The organism is Corallococcus sp. Z5C101001, assembly GCF_007352635.1.
In the GTDB taxonomy this organism is placed as follows: domain Bacteria; phylum Myxococcota; class Myxococcia; order Myxococcales; family Myxococcaceae; genus Corallococcus; species Corallococcus silvisoli.
Window position 1 is genome coordinate 1 of record NZ_VKLU01000007.1, and the last position, 18,497, is coordinate 18,497.

An 18,497-nucleotide genomic window follows, 5' to 3' on the forward strand; every position below is an offset into this window, starting at 1 on the left:
GTGAGGTTGCCGGCGAGGACGTTCACGTTGTCCGTGAGGTCCTTCCACACGCCGGACACGCCCTTCACGTCCGCCTGTCCGCCCAGCTTGCCCTCCGTGCCCACCTCCTTCGCGACGCGCGTCACTTCCGCGGCGAAGCTGTTGAGCTGATCCACCATCGCGTTCACGGTGGTGCCGATGCGGAGGAACTCGCCCTTCACGGGCTGGCCGTCGATCTCCAGCGCCATCTTCTGGGTGAGGTCGCCTTCGGCCACCGCCACCAGCACGCGGGCGACCTCCGTGGTGGGCTGCACCAGGTCGCCGATGAGGGCGTTGATGGACTGGACGCTGGTGGCCCAGTCGCCGCGCACGTCGCCCAGCGTCACGCGCTCGCCCATGCGGCCCTCGCGGCCGACGACGCGCTCCACGCGGACGATTTCGTGGGTGAGCGTGGAGTTGAGCGTCACCACGGCGTTGAACGCGCGGGCGATCTCATCCATCACCACGTCCTGCGCGCCCGACGGCAGCCGCACGGAGAAGTCACCGGCCTGCACCGCTCGGAGCGCCGCCAGCAGCTGCTGGAGCGGTGAGGGCCCGCCGGCGCGAAGGCCGTCGCCGGAGCTGGCGCGGCCCCGGGCGGAGGGACGGCGGGTGGGCGCGGGCTCGGCGGTGGCACGGGAGCTCCCAGTGGCGCTCACCTGGTTGGCCGCGGTGTTGCCCGGCGTCCGGACCGAGGGATGGCCTGCTTCCCGAACCGCGTCTGCCCTCGCTGTCTTCTGGCCTGGGGCGCGCTTGCGAGGAGCTGAGGAGTTGGAAGCCTTGGTGTCGTCCACGAGTGAAACCCCTGATCGGCGAAAGCGTTGCGACTGGCGCTGGGAGAGCAGCCCGCGATCTCAGGAACGTCCAATGAGGTCGCGGGTTTGTCGAATGCAAAGCCGGGGCGTGAAGAGCCCTTGTGTCGGGCACTGAACGCCGCGCCTGGATGCAGGACTCGCCATCCCCGGAAGCCCGGGTTGAAACCATCCGAATAACAGTTTCAGGGGGGCGTGGCCGTGCAGGGAAACCCGTCGCACCCCTGCACATACAGCGCTCGCCCCGAGAGCCGCCGGGCAGGCGCGCGCGTCCGTGCGGGCAGCGGCTCACGGGTCCCCGTGCGGACCTCGACGCGCAGCGCGGCCGGCGACGGAGACTCCGGGGAAGCGGACGCGCCGCAGGCCAGCAGGACCTGATCCTCGGCGTCCAGCCACCACAGGAACTCCACGGCGCAGGGGGCCTCCGCGCGGACGAGCTCCAGGGTGCGGGCGTCGTAGATGATGAAGCCTCCACCCCACTCCACCGCCGCCAGCACGCCACCGGGTCCCACGGAGAGCCGACCTCCAGGCCCCGGCACCTGCGCCTGCCCCAGCACCTTGCCGTCCGGTGCCACGGAGATCAGCTGCCCGGTGGCATCGAGCGCGACGACGCCGCCCGCGTGACCGATGAGCCATTCGGGCGGAGCGATGTCGCCCACCGTCTGGAGCACGCCGTCCTGCTCCCGCAGCAGGTGACCTCCCGCGGCGACCCAGAGGTGGCTGTCTCCGTCGAAGGCGAGCGCGGTGACGCCGGGGACGTCCAGCCGCGCGTGCGTGCCGTCCTCGCCGCAGACGGCGACGACGCGAGGGCCGAACACCGCCGCCCGCGACGCATCCGGCGCCACGGCCCAGCCCAGCCGCGTGACCCCGGCCAACCGCCGTGAGAGGCAGTCGTTGAGCGAGCCCAGGTGTGCGTCACCCGAGGGTGAGGCGATGAGGTACGGCAGGCTGGTGGTGGCGACGTAGAGGAGCAGGCCCAGGCCCGCGGCGATGACGAGCGTGAGCGGCCAGACGCGGGCGACCGCGCTTCGCGTGAGCCACGCGCGCTTCCGGCCCGCCAGCAGCAGCCCTTCCCGTCCGACCACGCACGCTCCCTTCTGAAGCGGAGGACAGCACAGAACCGGCGCGAAGGCTCCCCGCCGCGTGGAGGAGGCCCGTCCGCTGGACAGCACCCGACACCGGCCGCCCTGGCCCGGGGCCTGCAATCCGGGGAGGGCATGCCATTCCCAGCTCGATTCCGCCGCCGGGTGCGGCACCGGGGCCTCGGAGTGTGCGGGCTGGGCCTCGAGCGCGAGCGTGCAATCCCTGCCATGCGCGCTTCGGCCCACGGGCGTCCCTCCAGGCTATCGGTTGTGCGCCGTGGGTTGCCCTGTCGGGTGAAGCCCACACCTTTACGCCTCTAGGGATTCAAGAGACGGGAAAGGACCTCCAGACATGCGACGCTCCATCACCGCGGCGGCATTGGCTTTCAGCTTTCTGCTCTCCACCAGCACGTTCGCCCAACAGGCGGGCGGCGGGTCGAGCGCTGGGACGACGTCCGGCTCCACGGGCAGCTCGTCGGGGACGACCACCACCGGTCAGACAGGCAGCACGGGCACCACCGGTACGGGCTCCACGGGCACGGGCACTGAGACAGGCAACACCGCGACCGGCACGGGCGGCTCCGGCACCGGCGTGAACACGACTCCGGGCACCACGGGCACCGGCACCACCGGCACGGGCACCACCGGCATCGGCGGCTCCGACACCAGCGGCGTCGACACGGGCTTGCCGCCGAGCACTGGCTCCAGCTCGAGCACCTCCTCCGGCACGGGTACGTCCACGCCGCCGGCCTCGGGGAGCAGCACGGGTACCTACGGCGGCTCGGGCACCAGCAACGGCACCAGCACCGGGACCACCGGGACCTACGGCGGCTCGGGCTCCAGCACCACGGGCAACACGGGCACCAACGGCAGCACCGGCACCTACGGCGGCACGGGCACCGGCACCACCGGCTCCACCGAGCCCGGCACGGAGGGCAGCGGCTCGACCAACGTCAACCCGGGTGGCACCGGTACGGGAGGCACCGGCACCAGCGGCGTCGGGGGCTCGGGCACCGGCGGCTCCAGCGGCACCGTGGGTGGCACCAACAGCAACGACACCAATGGGTCATCGACTGGCACCACCGGCGGTCAGTAGGACCTGAACGCGTTCCGCCTGCCTCCGCTTGAAGGGGCAGGCGGAGCCCGTCACCTCCATCACGTCGCGCGCTTGCTCATCGCACCGCGGGCAAACATCCTCGCGAGCCACGCGTCGCGCGTCGCGAGGCAGGCCCGCGCCACGTCGGATTGTGGGGCGATGTCATAGAAGCCGTGGAAGGCTCCGCCCCAGACGTGCAGCTCGCACTCGCCCCCTGCCGCCAGGATTCCGCGCGCGTATGCGACGGCTTCATCTCGAAACGTCTCCGCCGCGCCGACGTCGATGAAGGTCGGTGGCAGCCCCCGGAGCTCCGTTGCTCGCGCGGGCGCCGAATACGGAGACACGTCAGGTCCCCCGCAGCGGTCCCCCAGCACCGCCCGCCATGCGGTCACGTTGCTGGTGCGGTCCCAGATGCCGACGCCGTCGTACCGATGGGCGGACTCGGTCTCATCGCGGTCGTCCAGCATCGGGCACTGAAGGAGCTGGCCCAGCAGCCGAGGGCCGTTCCGATCCCGGGCCAGCAGGGTGGTCCCCGCCGCGAGGCCGCCACCGCCGCTCCCGCCGAAGATCACGAGCTGGTTCGGATCAAACCGCAGCAGGTCGGCGTGCGCCGCCATCCACACCAGCCCCGCGTAACAGTCCTCCACCAGGGTGGGCGCCGGATGCTCGGGCGCCAACCGGTATTCGACCGTCACGCAGACCGCGTCATGACGAAGCGCCCAATCCACGAGCGGCTTCGCCCCCGCGAAGCGGGTCCCCATCACCATCCCGCCGCCATGGATGTGATAGATCGCGGGACCTGGAACCGTGTGGTCTCTTCGGGCAATGACCGAGACGACGATCTCGGCGCCCTGATACCCGGGGATGCTGTAATCCATACAGCGGACCTCCGCATCTCCGATCAGGTCCTCCCGGGTGACGCGGCTCAACCCGCGGAAGTGCTCGAGCTGCTCCAGCGTCATCTTCAGGGGAACAAATCCCGCCAGCGAGGGCAGGAGGGCGGCCAGCTGGGGATCGAAGTCGGGCGATGCGTTCGGGCGATTCATGGGAGTTCCTGGGTGTGGGTTCACGCCGAGTGCTGTGCCCCGACCGGGAAGTGGGCCCGGGCGGGGCTGACTGGCTCGCGTCACCCGTCCTTAGCTCACCCCGGCGCATCCAGGCAGGCCATCGCGCGGCCCACGTACTCCATCAGCTTGGGGTCGCGGCCCTGGCGCTCCGCCAGCTGGGGCTCCTGCTGGTGCATCGTCTCGAGCGACTTCGCGATGCCGGGGTTGCCGCCCGTGAAGGCGCGGACCAGCTCGCGCCAGCGCGTGGCCAGCGCCTGCACTGTTTCGGACGCGGGGTCCGTGCCCCGCTCCATCTCCTCGCGCATGCGGGCGATGAGGCGGGGCCACTCGGCCTCCACCTCCTGGATGGCGTCGTCGCCCATCCGCTGGCGGCGGGCCTCCAACTCCTTCAATTGCTCCGGGGTGTAATACTTCTCGAACATGGTCATGGCCTCGATGGTCTGAAGGAAGGCGTCGGCGGAGACGGGCTCCGCCGCGCGCAGCTGTCGTGCGATGGCATCCAGGCGGTCGCAGAGCTGGCGCTGCTCCGCCAGCTGCTCCCGGGCCCGCTGGAGCCGCAGCTCCACCACGCGCAGGGCGGAGAAGTCCGCCCGGCCCAGCGTCCCGGCGATCTCCTCCAGCGAGAACCCGAGCTGCTTGAGCGACAGGATGTGACTCAGGCGGGCGATGTCCGCCGCCGTGTAGAGCCGGTGCCCCGACGCCGTGTGCGCCGAGGGTTTGAGCAAGCCAATCTCGTCGTAGTGGTGCAGCGCTCGGACGGACAGCCCCGTGCGCCGGGCCAGCTCCCCCACCTTCAGTTCCGTGTGCTGCATGCCTCACCCCTCTCCAGCCACCGTCGTTCGCGTGACTGGATGTGATGGGTACAACCTCACGTCGCGTGAGGTTCAAGGGGGAAAAAGCAGGGGGCGTCCACGGGGGTCGCCAACCGTCGACTGGAGTTGATAGGGTCCCGGACCGGTCCGGCGATGAACGCCGGGGTCCGCGCCCCTCCAGGAGGTCGTCCAGATGAACCCGCCCCTTGTCGCCGTCGCGGTCCTGTCCGCCCCTCGGGCGCTCCTCCGCTGAAGCCGGTCGCGGTCGCATCCTTCCGTCGCAGCGCGAGCCCCGTTTCCTTCCGCCCGGCGCCCCCGGAGTCTTCTTCCGGCCACGCCCCAGGCACCGCTCTGCCCGGAGTTCCTTCCGTGTCACTTGAAACCCTCGGCTGGGGTCCCGATTTCGACCTCGCGCTGTCCCAATCGCAGCCGTCCTCCACTCCCTCTCTCGTCCCCGGGCGCGTCGTGCGCCAGCAGCGGGGACTGCTCACCGTCCAGACGCAGGGCGCCGCCTTCCTCGCCCGCGCCGCAGGACGCCTCCGGCATCAGGCCGTGGACGCGGAGGCCCTGCCCACCGTGGGCGACTGGGTCCTCTTGCAGCCCCCCGCCTCCGGTGACGGCGAAGCGCTGATGCACACCGTGCTGCCCCGGCGCAGCGTCCTGAAGCGGCGCGAGGCCGGCAGCGAGCACGACGGCCAGCTCATCGCCGCCAACGTGGACGTGGTGTTCCTCGTGGTGGGGCTGGACGGCAACTTCAACGCGCGCCGCATCGAGCGCGCCCTCACCGTGGCCTGGAACAGCGGCGCCACGCCCGTCGTCATCCTGAGCAAGGCGGACCTCGCCAGCGACGCGGACGAGCGCGTCCGGGAGGTGGAGGCCCTGGCCCCCGGCGTGGACGTGCTCGCGGTGAGCGCGAGGACGGGCCTGGGCGTCGAGGCGGTGCGCGCGCGGATTCCGGCCGCGAAGACGGGCGTGCTGCTGGGCTCGTCGGGCGTGGGCAAGTCCACGCTCGCCAACCGGCTGCTGGACGCCGCGCGGCTCGTCACCCAGCCCGTGCGGCCCGAGGACGACAAGGGCCGCCACACCACCACACACCGCGAGCTGTTCGTGCTGGAGCACGGCGGGCTCATCATCGACGGGCCCGGCATGCGGGAGCTGGGCCTGTTGGGCGGAGAGGACGAGGGCCTGGCGAGCGCCTTCGCGGACCTCTTCACCCTGGCGGAGGGCTGCCGCTTCAACGACTGCGGCCACCAGGCTGAGCCGGGCTGCGCGGTGATGGCGGCGGTCCAGGCCGGGACGCTCTCCGAGGAGCGGCGCGCGAGCTTCGCGAAGCTCCAGCGCGAGCAGGCCTTCCAGCACCGTCAGGCGGACGCCAACGCGCAGCGCCAGCACAAGCGCATGCAGCGCACCCAGTCGAACGCTGGGTGGGCTCGCACACGCGCGAAGCGCCGCGGCGAATAGACAGACGCGCCCCCGTCCGCGCCGCGGCCGGGAGGCGTCAGAGGCCGGGATTCGTGTCCGGCACCGCGCCAGACGGAGGGAGCGGCGGCGGGGTCGGCGTCCCGGGCCCCGCCGGAGCGCCCTCCTCCGGGCCGGCTTCCTCATCCGGCACGCGGGCCGGCGACCCGTCACGCCGGCCCGCTCCGTGCGGCATGAAGGACGTCGCGCCGTCCGCGACACAGGCATACGCCACCGAGCGCGAGCCCGCCGCGAGGCCGGTGATCAGCCCGCCCGCCGCCGCGCAGTTGCCGCGCTGCTCGTCCGTCCGGTTGCCGCCAGCGCACACCGCCGCGCCCACCAGCGTGCCGGCGACGATGAGGCCCGCCTGGATGAAGAAGTCGGCGGCCGTCGTCCGGCTCTGCGCCCACGCCACGCCGTTCTCGCACTCGCTGCCGGGGGCCTTCGTCAAGGGCACCAGCCCCGCCACCGTGAACCACTGCCGCTCCTGGTGGACCGTGGGCTCCGGCCTCAGGTTCGTGACGATGCTCGTCCGATAGCAGCCCGTCTGCCCCAGCAGCAGCGCCGCCATCGACGCCGCGACCCCGTGTGCCTTTCGCATGACCACCCCATCCCGATGAATGGCCGCGTGGATTCCGGCCCTGCCCCGTGCCTAGCCCGAAGGCGGGGGTCGCAGGAAGGGGGCGCGCCCGCTTCAGCGACGGCGCTTCGCGCTCACGGGCAAGGCCCCCAGCGCCGTCTCCACCATGCCGCGCAGCGTGGGCTCGTCCATGCCCGCCTTGCCCACAGCCTCCAGGCCCCGGAACACCGCGAGCAGCATCGCCCCCCACTTCCGAGGGTCCACCTGGGGCGCCACGTCCCCGTGCGCCTGGGCCTGCTCCAGGCAGCGCACGAACGCGGCCTCCAGCCCCTGGAAGGTCTTCAGCGCCCGCTCCGCCACGGCCCCGTCCCGCGCCGCCAGCTCCGCGGTCCCCCGCGCCAGCAGGCACCCGCGCCGGTTCGCCTGCGCCGCCGACGCGGTGGCCGCGCCCAGCAGGTACTGGCGCAGCCGCTCCAGGGCCCCGGCGTCCGGGCCCTCCAGCGCCTTCTTCACCGACTCCACCGAGCTCACGCAGTACGCGTCGAAGACCTTCAAGAAGAGCTGATGCTTGTCGCCAAAGGCCCCGTAGAGGCTGCCCTTGCCCAACCCCGTGGCCTGCATCAAGTCATCCATGGAGGTCGCCGCGTAACCCTTGCTCCAGAACTGCTCGCGCACCGCGCGCAGCACCTGGGCTTCATCGAATGTTCGGGGCCGAGCCATGGAGCGAAATTAAAAGTTATTGACCGTCCGGTCCACCATTCTTAGATATGGACCATCAAGTCCATAACACCTCGCTGGAGCGGGGAGCGGATGGGCAGGCGCATCGCGGGACCCACGGCGTTCACGGGGACAAGGAGCAGGACCATGGGCAGGCTCGACGGGAAGGTGATTGTCGTCACGGGTGGAACCACGGGCATCGGCTTCGCCTCCGCGAAGCGCTTCGCGCAGGAAGGGGCGAAGGTGTTCCTCACCGGCCGCCGGCAGGCGGAGGTGGACCGGGCGGTGAAGGAGCTCGGGCACGGCGCGGTGGGCTTGCGGGGGGACGTGTCCGTGATGGCGGACCTGGACGGGCTCTACGCGCGGGTGAAGGAGGAGGCGGGGCACCTCGACGTCGTGTTCGCCAACGCGGGCCTGGGTGAGTTCGCGCCGCTGGGCGCCATCACGGAGGCGCACTTCGACCAGACCTTCAACGTCAACGTGAAGGGCACGCTGTTCACGGTGCAGAAGGCCCTGCCGCTCCTGAAGGATGGGGGCTCGGTCATCCTGACGGGCTCCACCGCGGGCTCGGACGGCTCGGCGGCCTTCAGCGTCTACGCCGCGACCAAGGCCGCCATCCGCTCGTTCGCGCGCACCTGGGCCACGGACTTGAAGGCGCGCCGCATCCGGGTGAACACGCTCAGCCCGGGCCCCATCGACACGCCGGGACTCAACGGGTTGGCGCCCGACGCGGCGGGGGCGAAGCAGCTCAAGGAGTACCTGACGGGCCTCATCCCCCTGGGGCGCATGGGGCAGCCGGACGAGGTGGCCAAGGTGGCGGTGTTCCTCGCCTCGGAGGACAGCAGCTTCGTCAACGGCGCGGAGCTGTTCGTGGACGGCGGCGCCGGGCAGGTCTGAGGCCCGCGCCAGGAGGGCTTCAGCCCTCCTTGTCGCCGTCCGGGGTGGACGCGGCCAGCTTGCGCAGCCTCGCGGCGAAGGGGCTCTCGCCGTTCACGGGCAGGGGGCCGCCGGCCATGCGCTGGCGGCGGTCCATGGCGAGGGGGCCCTCCGGAGGGCCTTCCAGGGCTTCCTTCTCGAAGCGATCCTGTCCGCTCAGCACGCGCCCCACGGGGCGGGACGAACCGACACGGCGAAAGGGATCCACGGACATGGCGTGACCTCCGGATGACGGCCCTGTTCTACCGCGCTTCGCCCCCGGGTGCATCCCACCCCTGGGGGGCCTCCAGCGCCTCGCCGATATGGCGGAGCACCCGGGCGGCCAGGTCCACGTCGATGACGCGCGCGTCCCACGTGCAGGTGAGCGTCAGGACCTTGCCGGGGACCAGTCCGCCGGCCTCCACGACGGGCACGTCCCGCACGCGCCCGGGGGCCAGGAGCAGCGGCACGCGGGTGTAGGGCACCATCGCCACGAAGCCCTGCTCCAGCCCCAGCGAGCCCAGGTTCGTCACCGCCACGGAGCCGAACGGGTCGAACGGCATGCCCACCCGGCGCAGGTCCACGTTCAGCCCGTACCAGACGAAGGACAGCAGCCGCAGCGCGGAGCCCATCAGCCAGCCGGGGAGCCGCGACGAGCGGCGCTTGCCCCGTTCGATCTCCACGTCCGCGCGGGCGCGGACCCGGGACACCCTCGACTCCAGCGCGTCCGCCAGGGCCTCCAGCGGCATCGCGTCCGCGCGGTGCACGGTGGCGGTGGTCAGGTCCACCCGCGACGCGCCCGTCGCCGGCTGCACCACCAGCACGCAGACGCCCACGTCCTCGCGCAGCCAGGGCCGCTGGCCGCGCAGCACGACGTTGGCCTCCGGGTAGCGGCGCAGCGCGTCCGCCGCGGCCTTCGCCACCAGGTGCGTCACCGTCAGCCGGCGGCCCGTGCGCGTGCGGTGCGAGGCCATGAACGCGAGCGCCGGCTCCATGCGGACGTCCAGCGACGCATAGGCGGTGGGGTCGCGAGGCGAGCGCCACGTGCCCAGCGCGAGCTTGCGGAAGGCACTGGCCGGGGGCGCGGGATGGAGGTCCAGGTTCACGGGTGGTCCAAGCCTTCGCACGCGGGCGGACACGGCGCAACCCGGGGACGCTGCGCCCGGGGGGCGGCCCCTGTTAGACACCCGGGCGCCGGTTCCTTCCCTCCCGCGCTTCGAGGCACCCCCCATGAGCACCCTCGCCCTGGTCCTGTCCCTGGCCCTCCAGGCCGCGCCCCCCGCGAAGCCCCCTCCCAAGCCCGCCGCCCCCGCGGCGCAGAAGAAGGCCGCTGAAGCGAAACCCCAGACGGCGGCGCCCGAGGACGTCGCGGCCTCCACCCAGGCGTGGCACGCCGAGCGGCTCCAGCGGCTGACGGCGGAGGAGGGCTGGCTGACGCTGGTGGGGCTCACCTGGCTGAAGGAGGGCGAGCAGACGGCGGGCTCCGCGCCCGGCAGCGCCGTGCCGCTGCCCGCGCCGGTGGCGGCCCACGCGGGCACGTTCGTCCGTCAAGGAGACACCGTGAGCTTCAAGCCCGCCGACGGCGCCGCCTTCACGCGCGAGGGCCAGCCCTTCACGGGGGGCGCGCTGAAGACAGACGAGAAGGGCGACCCGGATGTGCTGCGCTCGGGCACCGTGAGCTTCCAGGTCATCCGCCGCGGAGACCGGCTGGGCGTGCGGGTGAAGGACTCGCAGGCCCCGGCGCGCAAGCAGTTCCACGGCATCCCGCTGTACACGCCCGACGCGGCGTGGCGGGTGGAGGCCCGGCTGGTGCCGAACGGCGAGGCGCGCACCCTCAGCGTGCCCACGGTGCTGGGCACCCAGGAGCAGATGCCGTCCCCCGGCGCGCTCGTCTTCACGGTGGCGGGCAAGGAGTACCGCCTGCTGCCGGTGCGGGAGGAGGGCTCGGACGAGCTGTTCATCATCTTCGGCGACGAGACGAACCGCGACGCCACCTACGGCGCGGGCCGCTTCCTCTCCGCGCCGCTGCCGGACCCGAGCGGACGCGTCGTGCTGGACTTCAACCGCGCCTACAATCCGCCGTGCGCCTTCTCGCGCTTCGCCACCTGCCCGCTGCCCCCGCGTGGCAACCGGCTGGCCCTGCGCGTGGAGGCCGGTGAGCAGCGCGCGGGAGACCACTGACACCCCCCGGAACGCCACCGCCCGCTCCCCTGCTGGAGGGAAGCGGGCGGCGCGACGGCGTCCAGGGCCGGGCGCGGACCTCAGAGCTGGATGGTCTTCTCCAGCTCCGCGAGCCGGAAGCGCGCCATGGCCAGGTTCGCGCTCACGCGGTACAGCGCGATGTAGAGGAACAGGCCCTCGCGCGTCGCGAGCGGACGGATGATGTGGTACTGCTCGCCCAGGGTGATGAGGATGTCCTCGATGCGGTCCTTGATGCCCAGGGCCTTCATCGTCTTCATCTTGGCGCGCACCACCTCCGTGTTGCCCGCGGCCGCCGCCTCGATGTTGAACCCCGCGGCCCCCACGCTGCCCAGCGTCATCCCGCTGCTGGCGTCCGCCAGACAGACCGCGAACGCACCGTCGATCTTCAGAGCTTCTTCCAGGGCCTGCTTCACGTTCGCCATTGCTTCACTTTCCGGGAGGAGTGGAGGAATCGGAGTGGACTGCGACTGCGGGACCGCGGCTTGCGGCGCGGGTGTGGCGGAAGTCAGTTCGTCCAGGTCGAACGTCAGCTGGCTGGAGTAGGAGCGCGGCTGCGGCACGAAGAGGGCCTGCGCCTCCGTCAGCGCCAGCAGCGCGTCCAGCTGCGTCCCCAGGTGCCGGCACAGCAGGTCGCGCAGCGCGTCCCGGGCCACCAGGCCCCACGCCACCAGCGTCTCGCAGAAGTTGCCGCCGCTCTTGCGGCACTCCGCCATCACCTGCTCGACGTCTTCCCGGCTCACCAGCCGCGCGTCGATGAGCGCCGTGGAGAAGCTGCGCGCGCCGGGCCCCGAGAGCACCGTCCACGCCACCTTGCGCTCCACCACGAAGATGCGCCCGGACACCGTGGTGGACTTCACCACCACCTCTCCGCCCAGCTTGCTCTCCAGGGCCTCGTTGAGCACCGCCCGGACAACCTGACGGGGCTGGGACATGGCGGTTCGGGGGGCCGGATTCATGAAGGGGTCCGCCGGGACCGCCGGGTTCGGCGCGGTCCCTTCTGGGTCGCAGTGGCCTCGAAGAATAAACAACAACACTGAATAATAGCAACTCAGTTGCAAAATTCAGGGATAAATTGACTCTCCTGGGGTTGGAGAAACCCACTAAAGACGCATCGCCGCCTGCTGTGCAAGGGTAAGAGCATCAGAACAATTCCATACGAATGAAAATATTTAGAATGACAGGGGACGCGCTGCCCCTTCACCCCCCTACCCGCTGGGGAGGGGAGGGCGAGGTGGGAGGCCGCGCCTGAAGGGAGAAAGCCCTCGAAGCGCGCGGGGCGCCCCGAGGGCCTGGCGGCGGCCGGAAGGTGCCTCTTGCTCAGTGCACGGGCGGGGCGCGATCCGCGGTGGCTTCGGGAGCCAGGGGCGACTCCAGGCGGGGGGCGATGCCGTCCTTCAGCTGGCGCAGGAGCGCGGCGGTGAAGGCCTGCAGGTCATCTGGCTTGCGCGCGGTGATGATGTTGCCGTCCTCCACCACCTCGCGGTCCACCCAACGCGCGCCCGCGTTGATGAGGTCCGTCTTGATGGAGGGGAACGAGGTGACGGTGCGCTCGTCCGCGATGTCCGCCTCCACCAGCATCCACGGCGCGTGGCACACGGCGGCGATGATCTTGTCCGCCTTGAAGAAGTCGCGCACGAAGCCGACCATTCCAATGTTCATGCGCAGGTGGTCCGGCGAGTAGCCGCCGGGAATCACCAGCGCGGCGAAGTCCGCGGCCTTCACGTCCTTCACGGCCTTCTCCGTGCGCAGCTCCGCGCCGCGCTTGCCCTTGAGGGTCTTGCCTGCCTCCACGCCGATGACGACGGGCTCGTGGCCCGCCTGCCTCACCTTGTCGAAGGGGACCTGGAACTCGGAGTCCTCGAAGTCATTGGCCACGATGAATGCGATGCGCGCCATGGAACGGCCTCCCGCTGGGCATGGATGGTGGTGAACCCGCCCGAGCAAGGTGCCCACGACGGGGGCCGGGACAACGCCATCCAGGACCGCATCCCCCGCGCGGACATGCCCGCCTGCCCCCCTTCCAGGTCGGTGGCCCGCGTTCACCAACGCTAGATTGCGGCCATGCGCTCCCACCGCCTGCTCCTGTCCGCCCTCGTGGCGCTCACCGCCTCCGCCACCGCCTGCCGCAAGAGCCAGGCGCAGGGGACGGCCTCCTCCGCGGACTGCCTCCTGGTGGAGGACGGCTGGGGGCAGGACGGCGCCGTGCCGCTCACCGTGGACGTGGTGGCCGAGGGGCTGGAGGTCCCCTGGGGCGTGGCCTTCCTCCCGGACGGCGACGCGCTCATCACCGAGCGGCCGGGCCGCGTGCGCCTCTTGCGCGGGGGCCAGCTGCAGGCGAAGCCCGTGGCCACGCTGCCCATCGCGAGCAGCAGCGAGGGCGGCCTGCTGGGCATCGCCGCACACCCGGACTTCGCGACGAACCGCCAGTTCTACCTGTACGTCACCACCGACGTGGACGGGAAGGCGCAGAACCGGGTGGAGCGCTGGACGCTGGGCGCGGAGGGCACGGGCGCGGCCTTCGAGCGCGTCATCCACGGCGGCATCCCGTCCGCGACGTACCACGACGGCGGCCGGCTGCGCTTCGGGCCGGACGGCATGCTCTACGTGGGCACGGGCGACGCGCGCGACCCGGACCTGTCCCAGGACCCGGCGAGCCCCGCGGGCAAGCTCCTGCGCCTGACGCCCGACGGCGCGGTGCCCCAGGACAACCCCTCTCCCTCTTCGCCCGCGTTCCTGTCGGGCCTCCGCAACACGCAAGGCTTTGACTGGAAGGACGCCACCACGCTGTATGTCACCGACCACGGGCCCAGCGGTGAGACGCTGCGCCGCGCGCACGACGAGGTGAACGTGGCGAAGGCGGGCGACAACCTGGGCTGGCCCGGCATCTATTCGTGCGAGACGCAGGAGGGCCGCGTCACCCCGTCGCTCACCTTCGGCGACGCCATGCCCCCGGGCGGCGCGGCCGTCTACACCGGCACCGCGATTCCGGAGTGGAGGGGCTCACTGCTGGTGGGCACGCTGAAGTCCCGGCACCTGCACCGGGTGGAGTTCGACGCGCGGGCGCCCCACCGCGTGGCGCGGCATGAGGTGTACCTGCGCGACACCTACGGCCGCCTGCGCGACGTGCTGATGGGCCCCGACGGCCACCTGTACGTCACCACCAGCAACTGCGACGGCCGGGGCGACTGCGGCGCGCGCAAGGACCTGCTGCTGCGCATCCGGCGCTGACGCGCGCCTCAGTTCACGCTCTCCGCGCTGTAGCGGGCCAGCAGGCCCGTGCGCACCGCGTAGCGGTAGACGCGGTGGAAGACCCAGCCCGCCAGCACGATGTCCAGCACCGCGAGCGCGAAGCCCCACCCCAGCAGGGCGCCGGAGAACTCGCCTCCGGCCACCAGCGTGCGCACGCCCTCGAAGACGTAGGAGGGCGGCAGCGCGCGGGACACCCACTGCATCCACTCCGGCAGCGTGGACAGCGGGTAGAAGACGCCCACGAACGGCGACAGCAGGCTGGGGATGGGCCAGACGAACCACTCCGACGCCGGGCCCAGCCGCAAGACCATCGCGCTGCCGAGGATGCCCAGCGCGATGCCGAAGAGGAACAGCACCAGCACGAAGGGGATGAACAGCGCGCCGTAGGCCGCGAAGGACAGGCCGAACACCGCGGTGGACAGCACCAGCATGACGACCAGGCCGATGGCGCTGGTCGCGATGCTGGTCAGCACCAGGCCGCACACGTACTCCGGCAGCGTGAGCGGCGTGGCGAAGATGTTGAGGAAGTTGCGCGACCAGACGTCCTCGAAGAAGCCCGTGGTGAGCCCCTGCATCACGCGCGCGAAGAAGTCCCAGAGCAGCACCGCGCCCAGCAGGGCCGGCACGAAGTTGTAGCCGGCGTTCGTCACGCTGTTGAGGTAGCGGGTCATGAACCCCCACAGCACCATGTCCACGGCCACCCAGGCGAACAGCGGCACGAGGCGCGCGAAGTTGCCCCGGTAGAGGTAGTACTGGCGCACCGCGACGCCCGCGACGTGACTGGGGTTCATGGGGCTTCGTGCCTTTCCAGCGCCACGGGCTCGTGGGCCACGGCGATGAACAGCTCCTCCAGCGTCGCCTTGCCGTGCTCGCGGGGCAGCGTCTTCGGGTCGCCCTGGAGCAGCACCCGGCCGTGCGCCAGGAAGAGGACGCGGTCGCAGACGGCCTCGACCTCGTACATGTTGTGGGACGTCCACAGGACGCTGCTGTTCCCCTTCGCGGCGAAGGAGCGGATGCGGGTGCGGATGTCCGCCGCCGTGGCCGGATCCAACGACGCCGTGGGCTCATCCAGCAGCAGCAGGCGCGGCTCGTTGAGCATGGCCTTGGCCAGGGACACGCGCGTCTGCTCACCGGAGGACAGCACGCCGCACTTGGTGTCGCGGAAGTGCTGGAGGTCGTACTCCTCCAGCAGGACCTCGATGCGCGCGGACAGGCCCTTCACGCCGTAGATGAGGCCGAAGACGCGCAGGTTCTGCGCCACGGTGAGGTTGCCGGGCAGGGGCGAGTAGACGGCGGCGAAGTTGGTGCGCGCCAGGGCCTGCACGCGGCGCGACGCCAGGTCCGTGCCCTCGATGAGGATGGTGCCGGAGGTCGGCGCGAGCACGCCCAGCAACATGCTGATGGTGGTGCTCTTGCCCGCGCCGTTGGGCCCGAGCAGGCCCACGATTTCATTGCGGCCCACGTCGAAGGAGATGCCGTCCACCGCCACGCGGTCGCCGTACGCCTTGCGCAGCGCCGTGACGGAGAGCACCGGGGTGGAGAGGGAGGAGCCTTTCATCGCGGCCCTGCTGTACCACGCGGGCGCCCTCCCGCCAGGGTGCACCTCCGACGGGGGAGCCCGACGGGCAAGGCCCTGGACATCCCACCGGATGGGATGACGAAAAGGGTACGGTGCCCGTGCACCTGACGCGCGAATCTGGAAAGCTCCGCGCCCTCCCCTGGCACCCACGGAGTCTACGTGCTGTTGGAAGTGCCCATCCTCATCGGACTGATGGTGGCGGCCATCGCGCTTGCCATCGCCGCCAAGCGGGCCAGCGTGCCGTACAACGTCGCGCTGGTGCTTGGTGGCTTGCTCATCTCGGTCGCACACCTGCTGCCTGGGGTTCCACCGCTCAATCCCCAGCTCGTGTTCCTCATCTGCCTCCCCCTGCTGCTCTTCGAGGGCGGCATCACCGCGGACCTCAATGGCATCCGCGCCAACGCCGTCCCCATTGGCTTGCTGTCCACGCTGGGGATGATCCTCGCCATTGGCGCCACCGGCACCGCGCTGCACCTGCTGCTGCACCTGCCCTGGGGCCCCGCGCTGCTCCTGGGGTCCATCCTCGCCGTGACGGACACGGTGTCCATCCTCTACGCCTTCCGCCGCGCGCCGGTGCCAGGGAGGCTGGCGGGCATCATCCAGGGAGAGAGCCTCTTCAACGACGGCACCGCGCTGGTGGCCTACACGGCCATCGCGGCGGTGGTCGCGGGCGGGGCGGCGCCCTCGCTGGGGTCGCTGGGCGGCCACGTGCTGCTCGCGTCGGTGGGCGGCGCGGTGGTGGGGCTGGCGCTGGGCCTCCTGGGCGGGTTCATCATCCGACGCGCGGAGGACCCGCTCGCGGAGATCATGGTGACGACGGCGGTGGCGCTGGCGTCCTACGTGCTGGCGGAAGAGGTGCACCTGTCGGGCGCCATCTCCGCGGTGGTGGCGGGGCTGGCGGTGGGCGTGACGCTGCGGCGCGAGGTCCCGCCGCAGAGCCAGGTGGCCATCCACTCCTTCTGGGAGTACGCCACCTTCGGCGTCAACACGTTCCTCTTCCTCTCCGTGGGCCTGGACACGCGGCCGGAGACGCTCCAGGGGCACCTGCCGGGCGTGGGCATCGCGGTGGTGGCGGTGGTGCTGGGGCGCGCGGTGGCCATCTACCTGCCGTTCCTGTTGCTGAAGCTGTTCAAGCCCGCGGAGACCATCCCGCTGCGGTGGCAGCACGTGTTCCTGGTGGGCAACATCAAGGGCGCGCTGTCCATTGGTCTGGCGCTGGGCCTTCCGGAGTCCACGCCCGCGCGCGAACAGATTGTCGCCATCGCGTTCGGCGTCACGCTGGTGTCCATGGTGGGCCAGGGGTTGATGCTCACGGGCGCGCTCAAGGCGCTGGGCCTGTTCCAGCAGGACGCGGTGGCGCTGGAGATGGCGGGGCAGCGGGGCAAGCTCATCGCCAGCCGCGCGGCGCACGTGGAGCTGGACGCGCTGCACACGCAGGGGCTGTTGCCGCGCGCGGCCTATGAGCACCTGCGCAGCGAGTACCAGGTGAACATCGCGCGGGCGGAGCGGGAGCTGCGGCGCATCAGCGAGCAGCACCTGGCGGAAGGGGCGAAGGACCTGTTGAGCATGCGGCGGCGGCTCATCGACGCGGAGCGCACGGCGCTGCAGGGCGCGCGGCGCAACGGGCTGATTCCGGAGGCGACGGCGGAGGAGATGCTGGCGCACCTGGACGCGCGGATGTTGGACCTGGAGAAGGTGCTGCACGGCGGCCACTCGGCCAAGGACAGCAAGGAGCTCAAGGCGTCATGAAGATCGTCATCGCGGGGGGAGGACGGGTGGGCGGCGCGCTGGCGGCGCGGCTCGTGTCGGAGCAGCACACGGTGACGGTCATCGAGCGCGATGCTGGCATCTGCGCCCGCCTCTTCGAGGAGGTGGGCGTGGTGACGGTGTGCGGGGACGCCACCAACCCGCGCGTGCTGGAGGCGGCGGGCATCGGGACGGCGGACGTGGCGGCGGCGGTGCTCGCGCACGACCCGGCGAACCTCGCCTTCGCCATGCTGGTGCGCTCCATGTCCAGCGCGCGCCTGATGGTGCGGATGCTGGATACAAACTACCGCGACGCGTACCGGCTGGCCGGCGTGAAGGAGCTGGTGGCGGAGGCGGACGTGGTGGTGGCGAAGATGACCACCGCCATCGACTTCCCGCAGGTGTCCGGGTCGCTGCCGCTCACCAGCAGCGACGCGCTCCTGTTCGAGCTGACCATCCCCTCCCGCGCCCGGGTGTCCGGGCAGACGGTGGCGCAGGTGCGCGGCATGGAGGGCTTCCCGCGCGAGTGCATCTTCATCGCGATGGTGGACCCGCAGGGCCACACGGCGATTCCGGAGGGCAACACGCAGCTGCGCGCCGGGTACACGGTCATCCTCGTGGCCCGCCGCGCGCACGTGGCGCAGGCGGTGGAGTTCCTCACGGCGGAGCCGCCGCTGGGCGCGGGGCTGGCGTCCACGCTGGCGCAGACGCTGCGCAAGCTGGACTTCCTGGCGCCCCTGAGTGACGACGAGCTGGAGACGGTGGCGCGAGGCGCGGAGCTGCTCCAGACGCCGGCGGGCACGGAGCTGTTCCGCCAGGGAGACGCGGGCGAGACGTTCTACGTGGTCGTCTCCGGCGAGGTCGCGATGAAGGACGGCGCGCGGCAGACGGTGGCCACGGTGAAGCCGGGGGGCTTCTTCGGGGAGCTGGCCCTGCTCACGGGCGAGCCCCGCAACGCCACCGCCGTCACCAGCACGCCGTGCGAGCTGGCCGCGGTGGGCCGCGACGACTTCCGCGGCGTGATGATGGCCAACCCCGCCGTCGCGCTGGAGATGAGCCGCATCCTGGGCCAGCGCCTGTCGCGGCTGGGCGGCCAGGCCTCGCAACCCAAGCGGCGCGGGCTGTTCGGCCGCTGAGAAGACAGACCCCCACCGGAGGCGCCTC

The 18,497-nt window shown here is 71.5% G+C and carries 19 protein-coding genes; 7 read left to right on the forward strand and 12 right to left on the reverse strand.

Annotated elements, in window-relative coordinates:
- A partial coding sequence (locus FOF48_RS16995; RefSeq protein WP_370456590.1) for a HAMP domain-containing protein occupies nt 1-677 on the reverse strand: 677 nt, incomplete at its 3' end.
- A gap of 338 nt (nt 678-1,015) precedes the next feature.
- Nucleotides 1,016-1,915: a hypothetical protein gene (locus FOF48_RS17000; protein WP_143902942.1), complete on the reverse strand. Its 900-nt coding sequence runs from the start codon at nt 1,913-1,915 to the stop codon at nt 1,016-1,018.
- A gap of 349 nt (nt 1,916-2,264) precedes the next feature.
- On the opposite strand from FOF48_RS17000, the gene FOF48_RS17005 reads away from it, so the two are divergent.
- Nucleotides 2,265-3,008 carry a hypothetical protein gene (locus FOF48_RS17005; protein WP_143902944.1) on the forward strand — a complete coding sequence of 248 codons (744 nt, stop codon included), beginning with the start codon at nt 2,265-2,267 and terminating at the stop codon, nt 3,006-3,008.
- Between the two features lie 59 nt (nt 3,009-3,067).
- Here FOF48_RS17005 and FOF48_RS17010 read toward each other — a convergent pair whose 3' ends face one another.
- Nucleotides 3,068-4,054, reverse strand: coding sequence for an alpha/beta hydrolase fold domain-containing protein (locus FOF48_RS17010; RefSeq protein WP_143902946.1), 987 nt, complete (start codon nt 4,052-4,054; stop codon nt 3,068-3,070).
- 95 nt (nt 4,055-4,149) lie between these two features.
- Entirely contained in the window at nt 4,150-4,887 is a 738-nt protein-coding gene (locus FOF48_RS17015; protein WP_143902947.1) for a MerR family transcriptional regulator, read from the reverse strand.
- 369 nt (nt 4,888-5,256) lie between these two features.
- On the opposite strand from FOF48_RS17015, the gene rsgA reads away from it, so the two are divergent.
- Nucleotides 5,257-6,348, forward strand: a complete 1,092-nt coding sequence (rsgA, locus tag FOF48_RS17020; RefSeq protein WP_143902949.1) for a ribosome small subunit-dependent GTPase A — start codon at nt 5,257-5,259, stop codon at nt 6,346-6,348.
- A gap of 37 nt (nt 6,349-6,385) precedes the next feature.
- Here the strand turns inward: rsgA and FOF48_RS17025 are convergent, their stop codons facing one another.
- Together FOF48_RS17025 and FOF48_RS17030 are read right to left on the reverse strand one after the other, a co-directional pair.
- Entirely contained in the window at nt 6,386-6,946 is a 561-nt protein-coding gene (locus FOF48_RS17025) for a hypothetical protein (RefSeq protein WP_143902951.1), read from the reverse strand.
- A gap of 93 nt (nt 6,947-7,039) precedes the next feature.
- On the reverse strand, nt 7,040-7,645 hold the full coding sequence (locus FOF48_RS17030) for a TetR/AcrR family transcriptional regulator (protein WP_143902953.1): 606 nt from the start codon (nt 7,643-7,645) through the stop codon (nt 7,040-7,042).
- Between the two features lie 144 nt (nt 7,646-7,789).
- On the opposite strand from FOF48_RS17030, the gene FOF48_RS17035 reads away from it, so the two are divergent.
- Nucleotides 7,790-8,539, forward strand: coding sequence for an SDR family oxidoreductase (locus FOF48_RS17035; protein WP_143902954.1), 750 nt, complete (start codon nt 7,790-7,792; stop codon nt 8,537-8,539).
- A gap of 19 nt (nt 8,540-8,558) precedes the next feature.
- On the opposite strand, the gene FOF48_RS17040 is transcribed toward FOF48_RS17035, so the two are convergent.
- Both FOF48_RS17040 and FOF48_RS17045 read right to left on the reverse strand, forming a co-directional pair.
- Complete coding sequence (locus tag FOF48_RS17040) at nt 8,559-8,792, reverse strand: hypothetical protein (protein WP_143902956.1); 234 nt, start codon at nt 8,790-8,792, stop codon at nt 8,559-8,561.
- A gap of 28 nt (nt 8,793-8,820) precedes the next feature.
- On the reverse strand, nt 8,821-9,663 hold the full coding sequence (locus FOF48_RS17045; protein WP_143902958.1) for a 2-oxo acid dehydrogenase subunit E2: 843 nt from the start codon (nt 9,661-9,663) through the stop codon (nt 8,821-8,823).
- Between the two features lie 124 nt (nt 9,664-9,787).
- Here FOF48_RS17045 and FOF48_RS17050 point away from each other — a divergent pair, with 124 nt between their 5' ends.
- Complete coding sequence (locus tag FOF48_RS17050) at nt 9,788-10,738, forward strand: DUF1684 domain-containing protein (RefSeq protein WP_143902960.1); 951 nt, start codon at nt 9,788-9,790, stop codon at nt 10,736-10,738.
- 80 nt (nt 10,739-10,818) lie between these two features.
- Here FOF48_RS17050 and FOF48_RS36770 read toward each other — a convergent pair whose 3' ends face one another.
- Both FOF48_RS36770 and FOF48_RS17060 read right to left on the reverse strand, forming a co-directional pair.
- Nucleotides 10,819-11,691, reverse strand: coding sequence for a hypothetical protein (locus tag FOF48_RS36770; RefSeq protein ID WP_235685895.1), 873 nt, complete (start codon nt 11,689-11,691; stop codon nt 10,819-10,821).
- A 385-nt stretch (nt 11,692-12,076) separates the two neighbouring features.
- The gene (locus FOF48_RS17060; protein WP_143902963.1) at nt 12,077-12,655 is read right to left on the reverse strand and encodes a type 1 glutamine amidotransferase domain-containing protein; all 579 of its coding nucleotides are present in this window, start codon (nt 12,653-12,655) and stop codon (nt 12,077-12,079) included.
- Nucleotides 12,656-12,820: 165 nt separating this feature from the next.
- On the opposite strand from FOF48_RS17060, the gene FOF48_RS17065 reads away from it, so the two are divergent.
- On the forward strand, nt 12,821-13,987 hold the full coding sequence (locus tag FOF48_RS17065) for a sorbosone dehydrogenase family protein (protein ID WP_143902965.1): 1,167 nt from the start codon (nt 12,821-12,823) through the stop codon (nt 13,985-13,987).
- Nucleotides 13,988-13,995: 8 nt separating this feature from the next.
- Here the strand turns inward: FOF48_RS17065 and FOF48_RS17070 are convergent, their stop codons facing one another.
- Together FOF48_RS17070 and FOF48_RS17075 are read right to left on the reverse strand one after the other, a co-directional pair.
- The gene (locus FOF48_RS17070; RefSeq protein ID WP_143902966.1) at nt 13,996-14,799 is read right to left on the reverse strand and encodes an ABC transporter permease; all 804 of its coding nucleotides are present in this window, start codon (nt 14,797-14,799) and stop codon (nt 13,996-13,998) included.
- Nucleotides 14,796-15,566, reverse strand: a complete 771-nt coding sequence (locus FOF48_RS17075) for an ABC transporter ATP-binding protein (RefSeq protein ID WP_143902968.1) — start codon at nt 15,564-15,566, stop codon at nt 14,796-14,798. Before FOF48_RS17075 ends, FOF48_RS17070 begins: the two co-directional genes overlap by 4 nt.
- 180 nt (nt 15,567-15,746) lie before the next feature.
- Here FOF48_RS17075 and FOF48_RS17080 point away from each other — a divergent pair, with 180 nt between their 5' ends.
- Nucleotides 15,747-17,336, forward strand: a complete 1,590-nt coding sequence (locus tag FOF48_RS17080; protein ID WP_143902970.1) for a sodium:proton antiporter — start codon at nt 15,747-15,749, stop codon at nt 17,334-17,336.
- Nucleotides 17,333-18,469, forward strand: a complete 1,137-nt coding sequence (locus FOF48_RS17085; RefSeq protein ID WP_143902972.1) for a cyclic nucleotide-binding domain-containing protein — start codon at nt 17,333-17,335, stop codon at nt 18,467-18,469. Before FOF48_RS17080 ends, FOF48_RS17085 begins: the two co-directional genes overlap by 4 nt.
- The last annotated feature ends 28 nt before the right edge of the window (nt 18,470-18,497 follow it).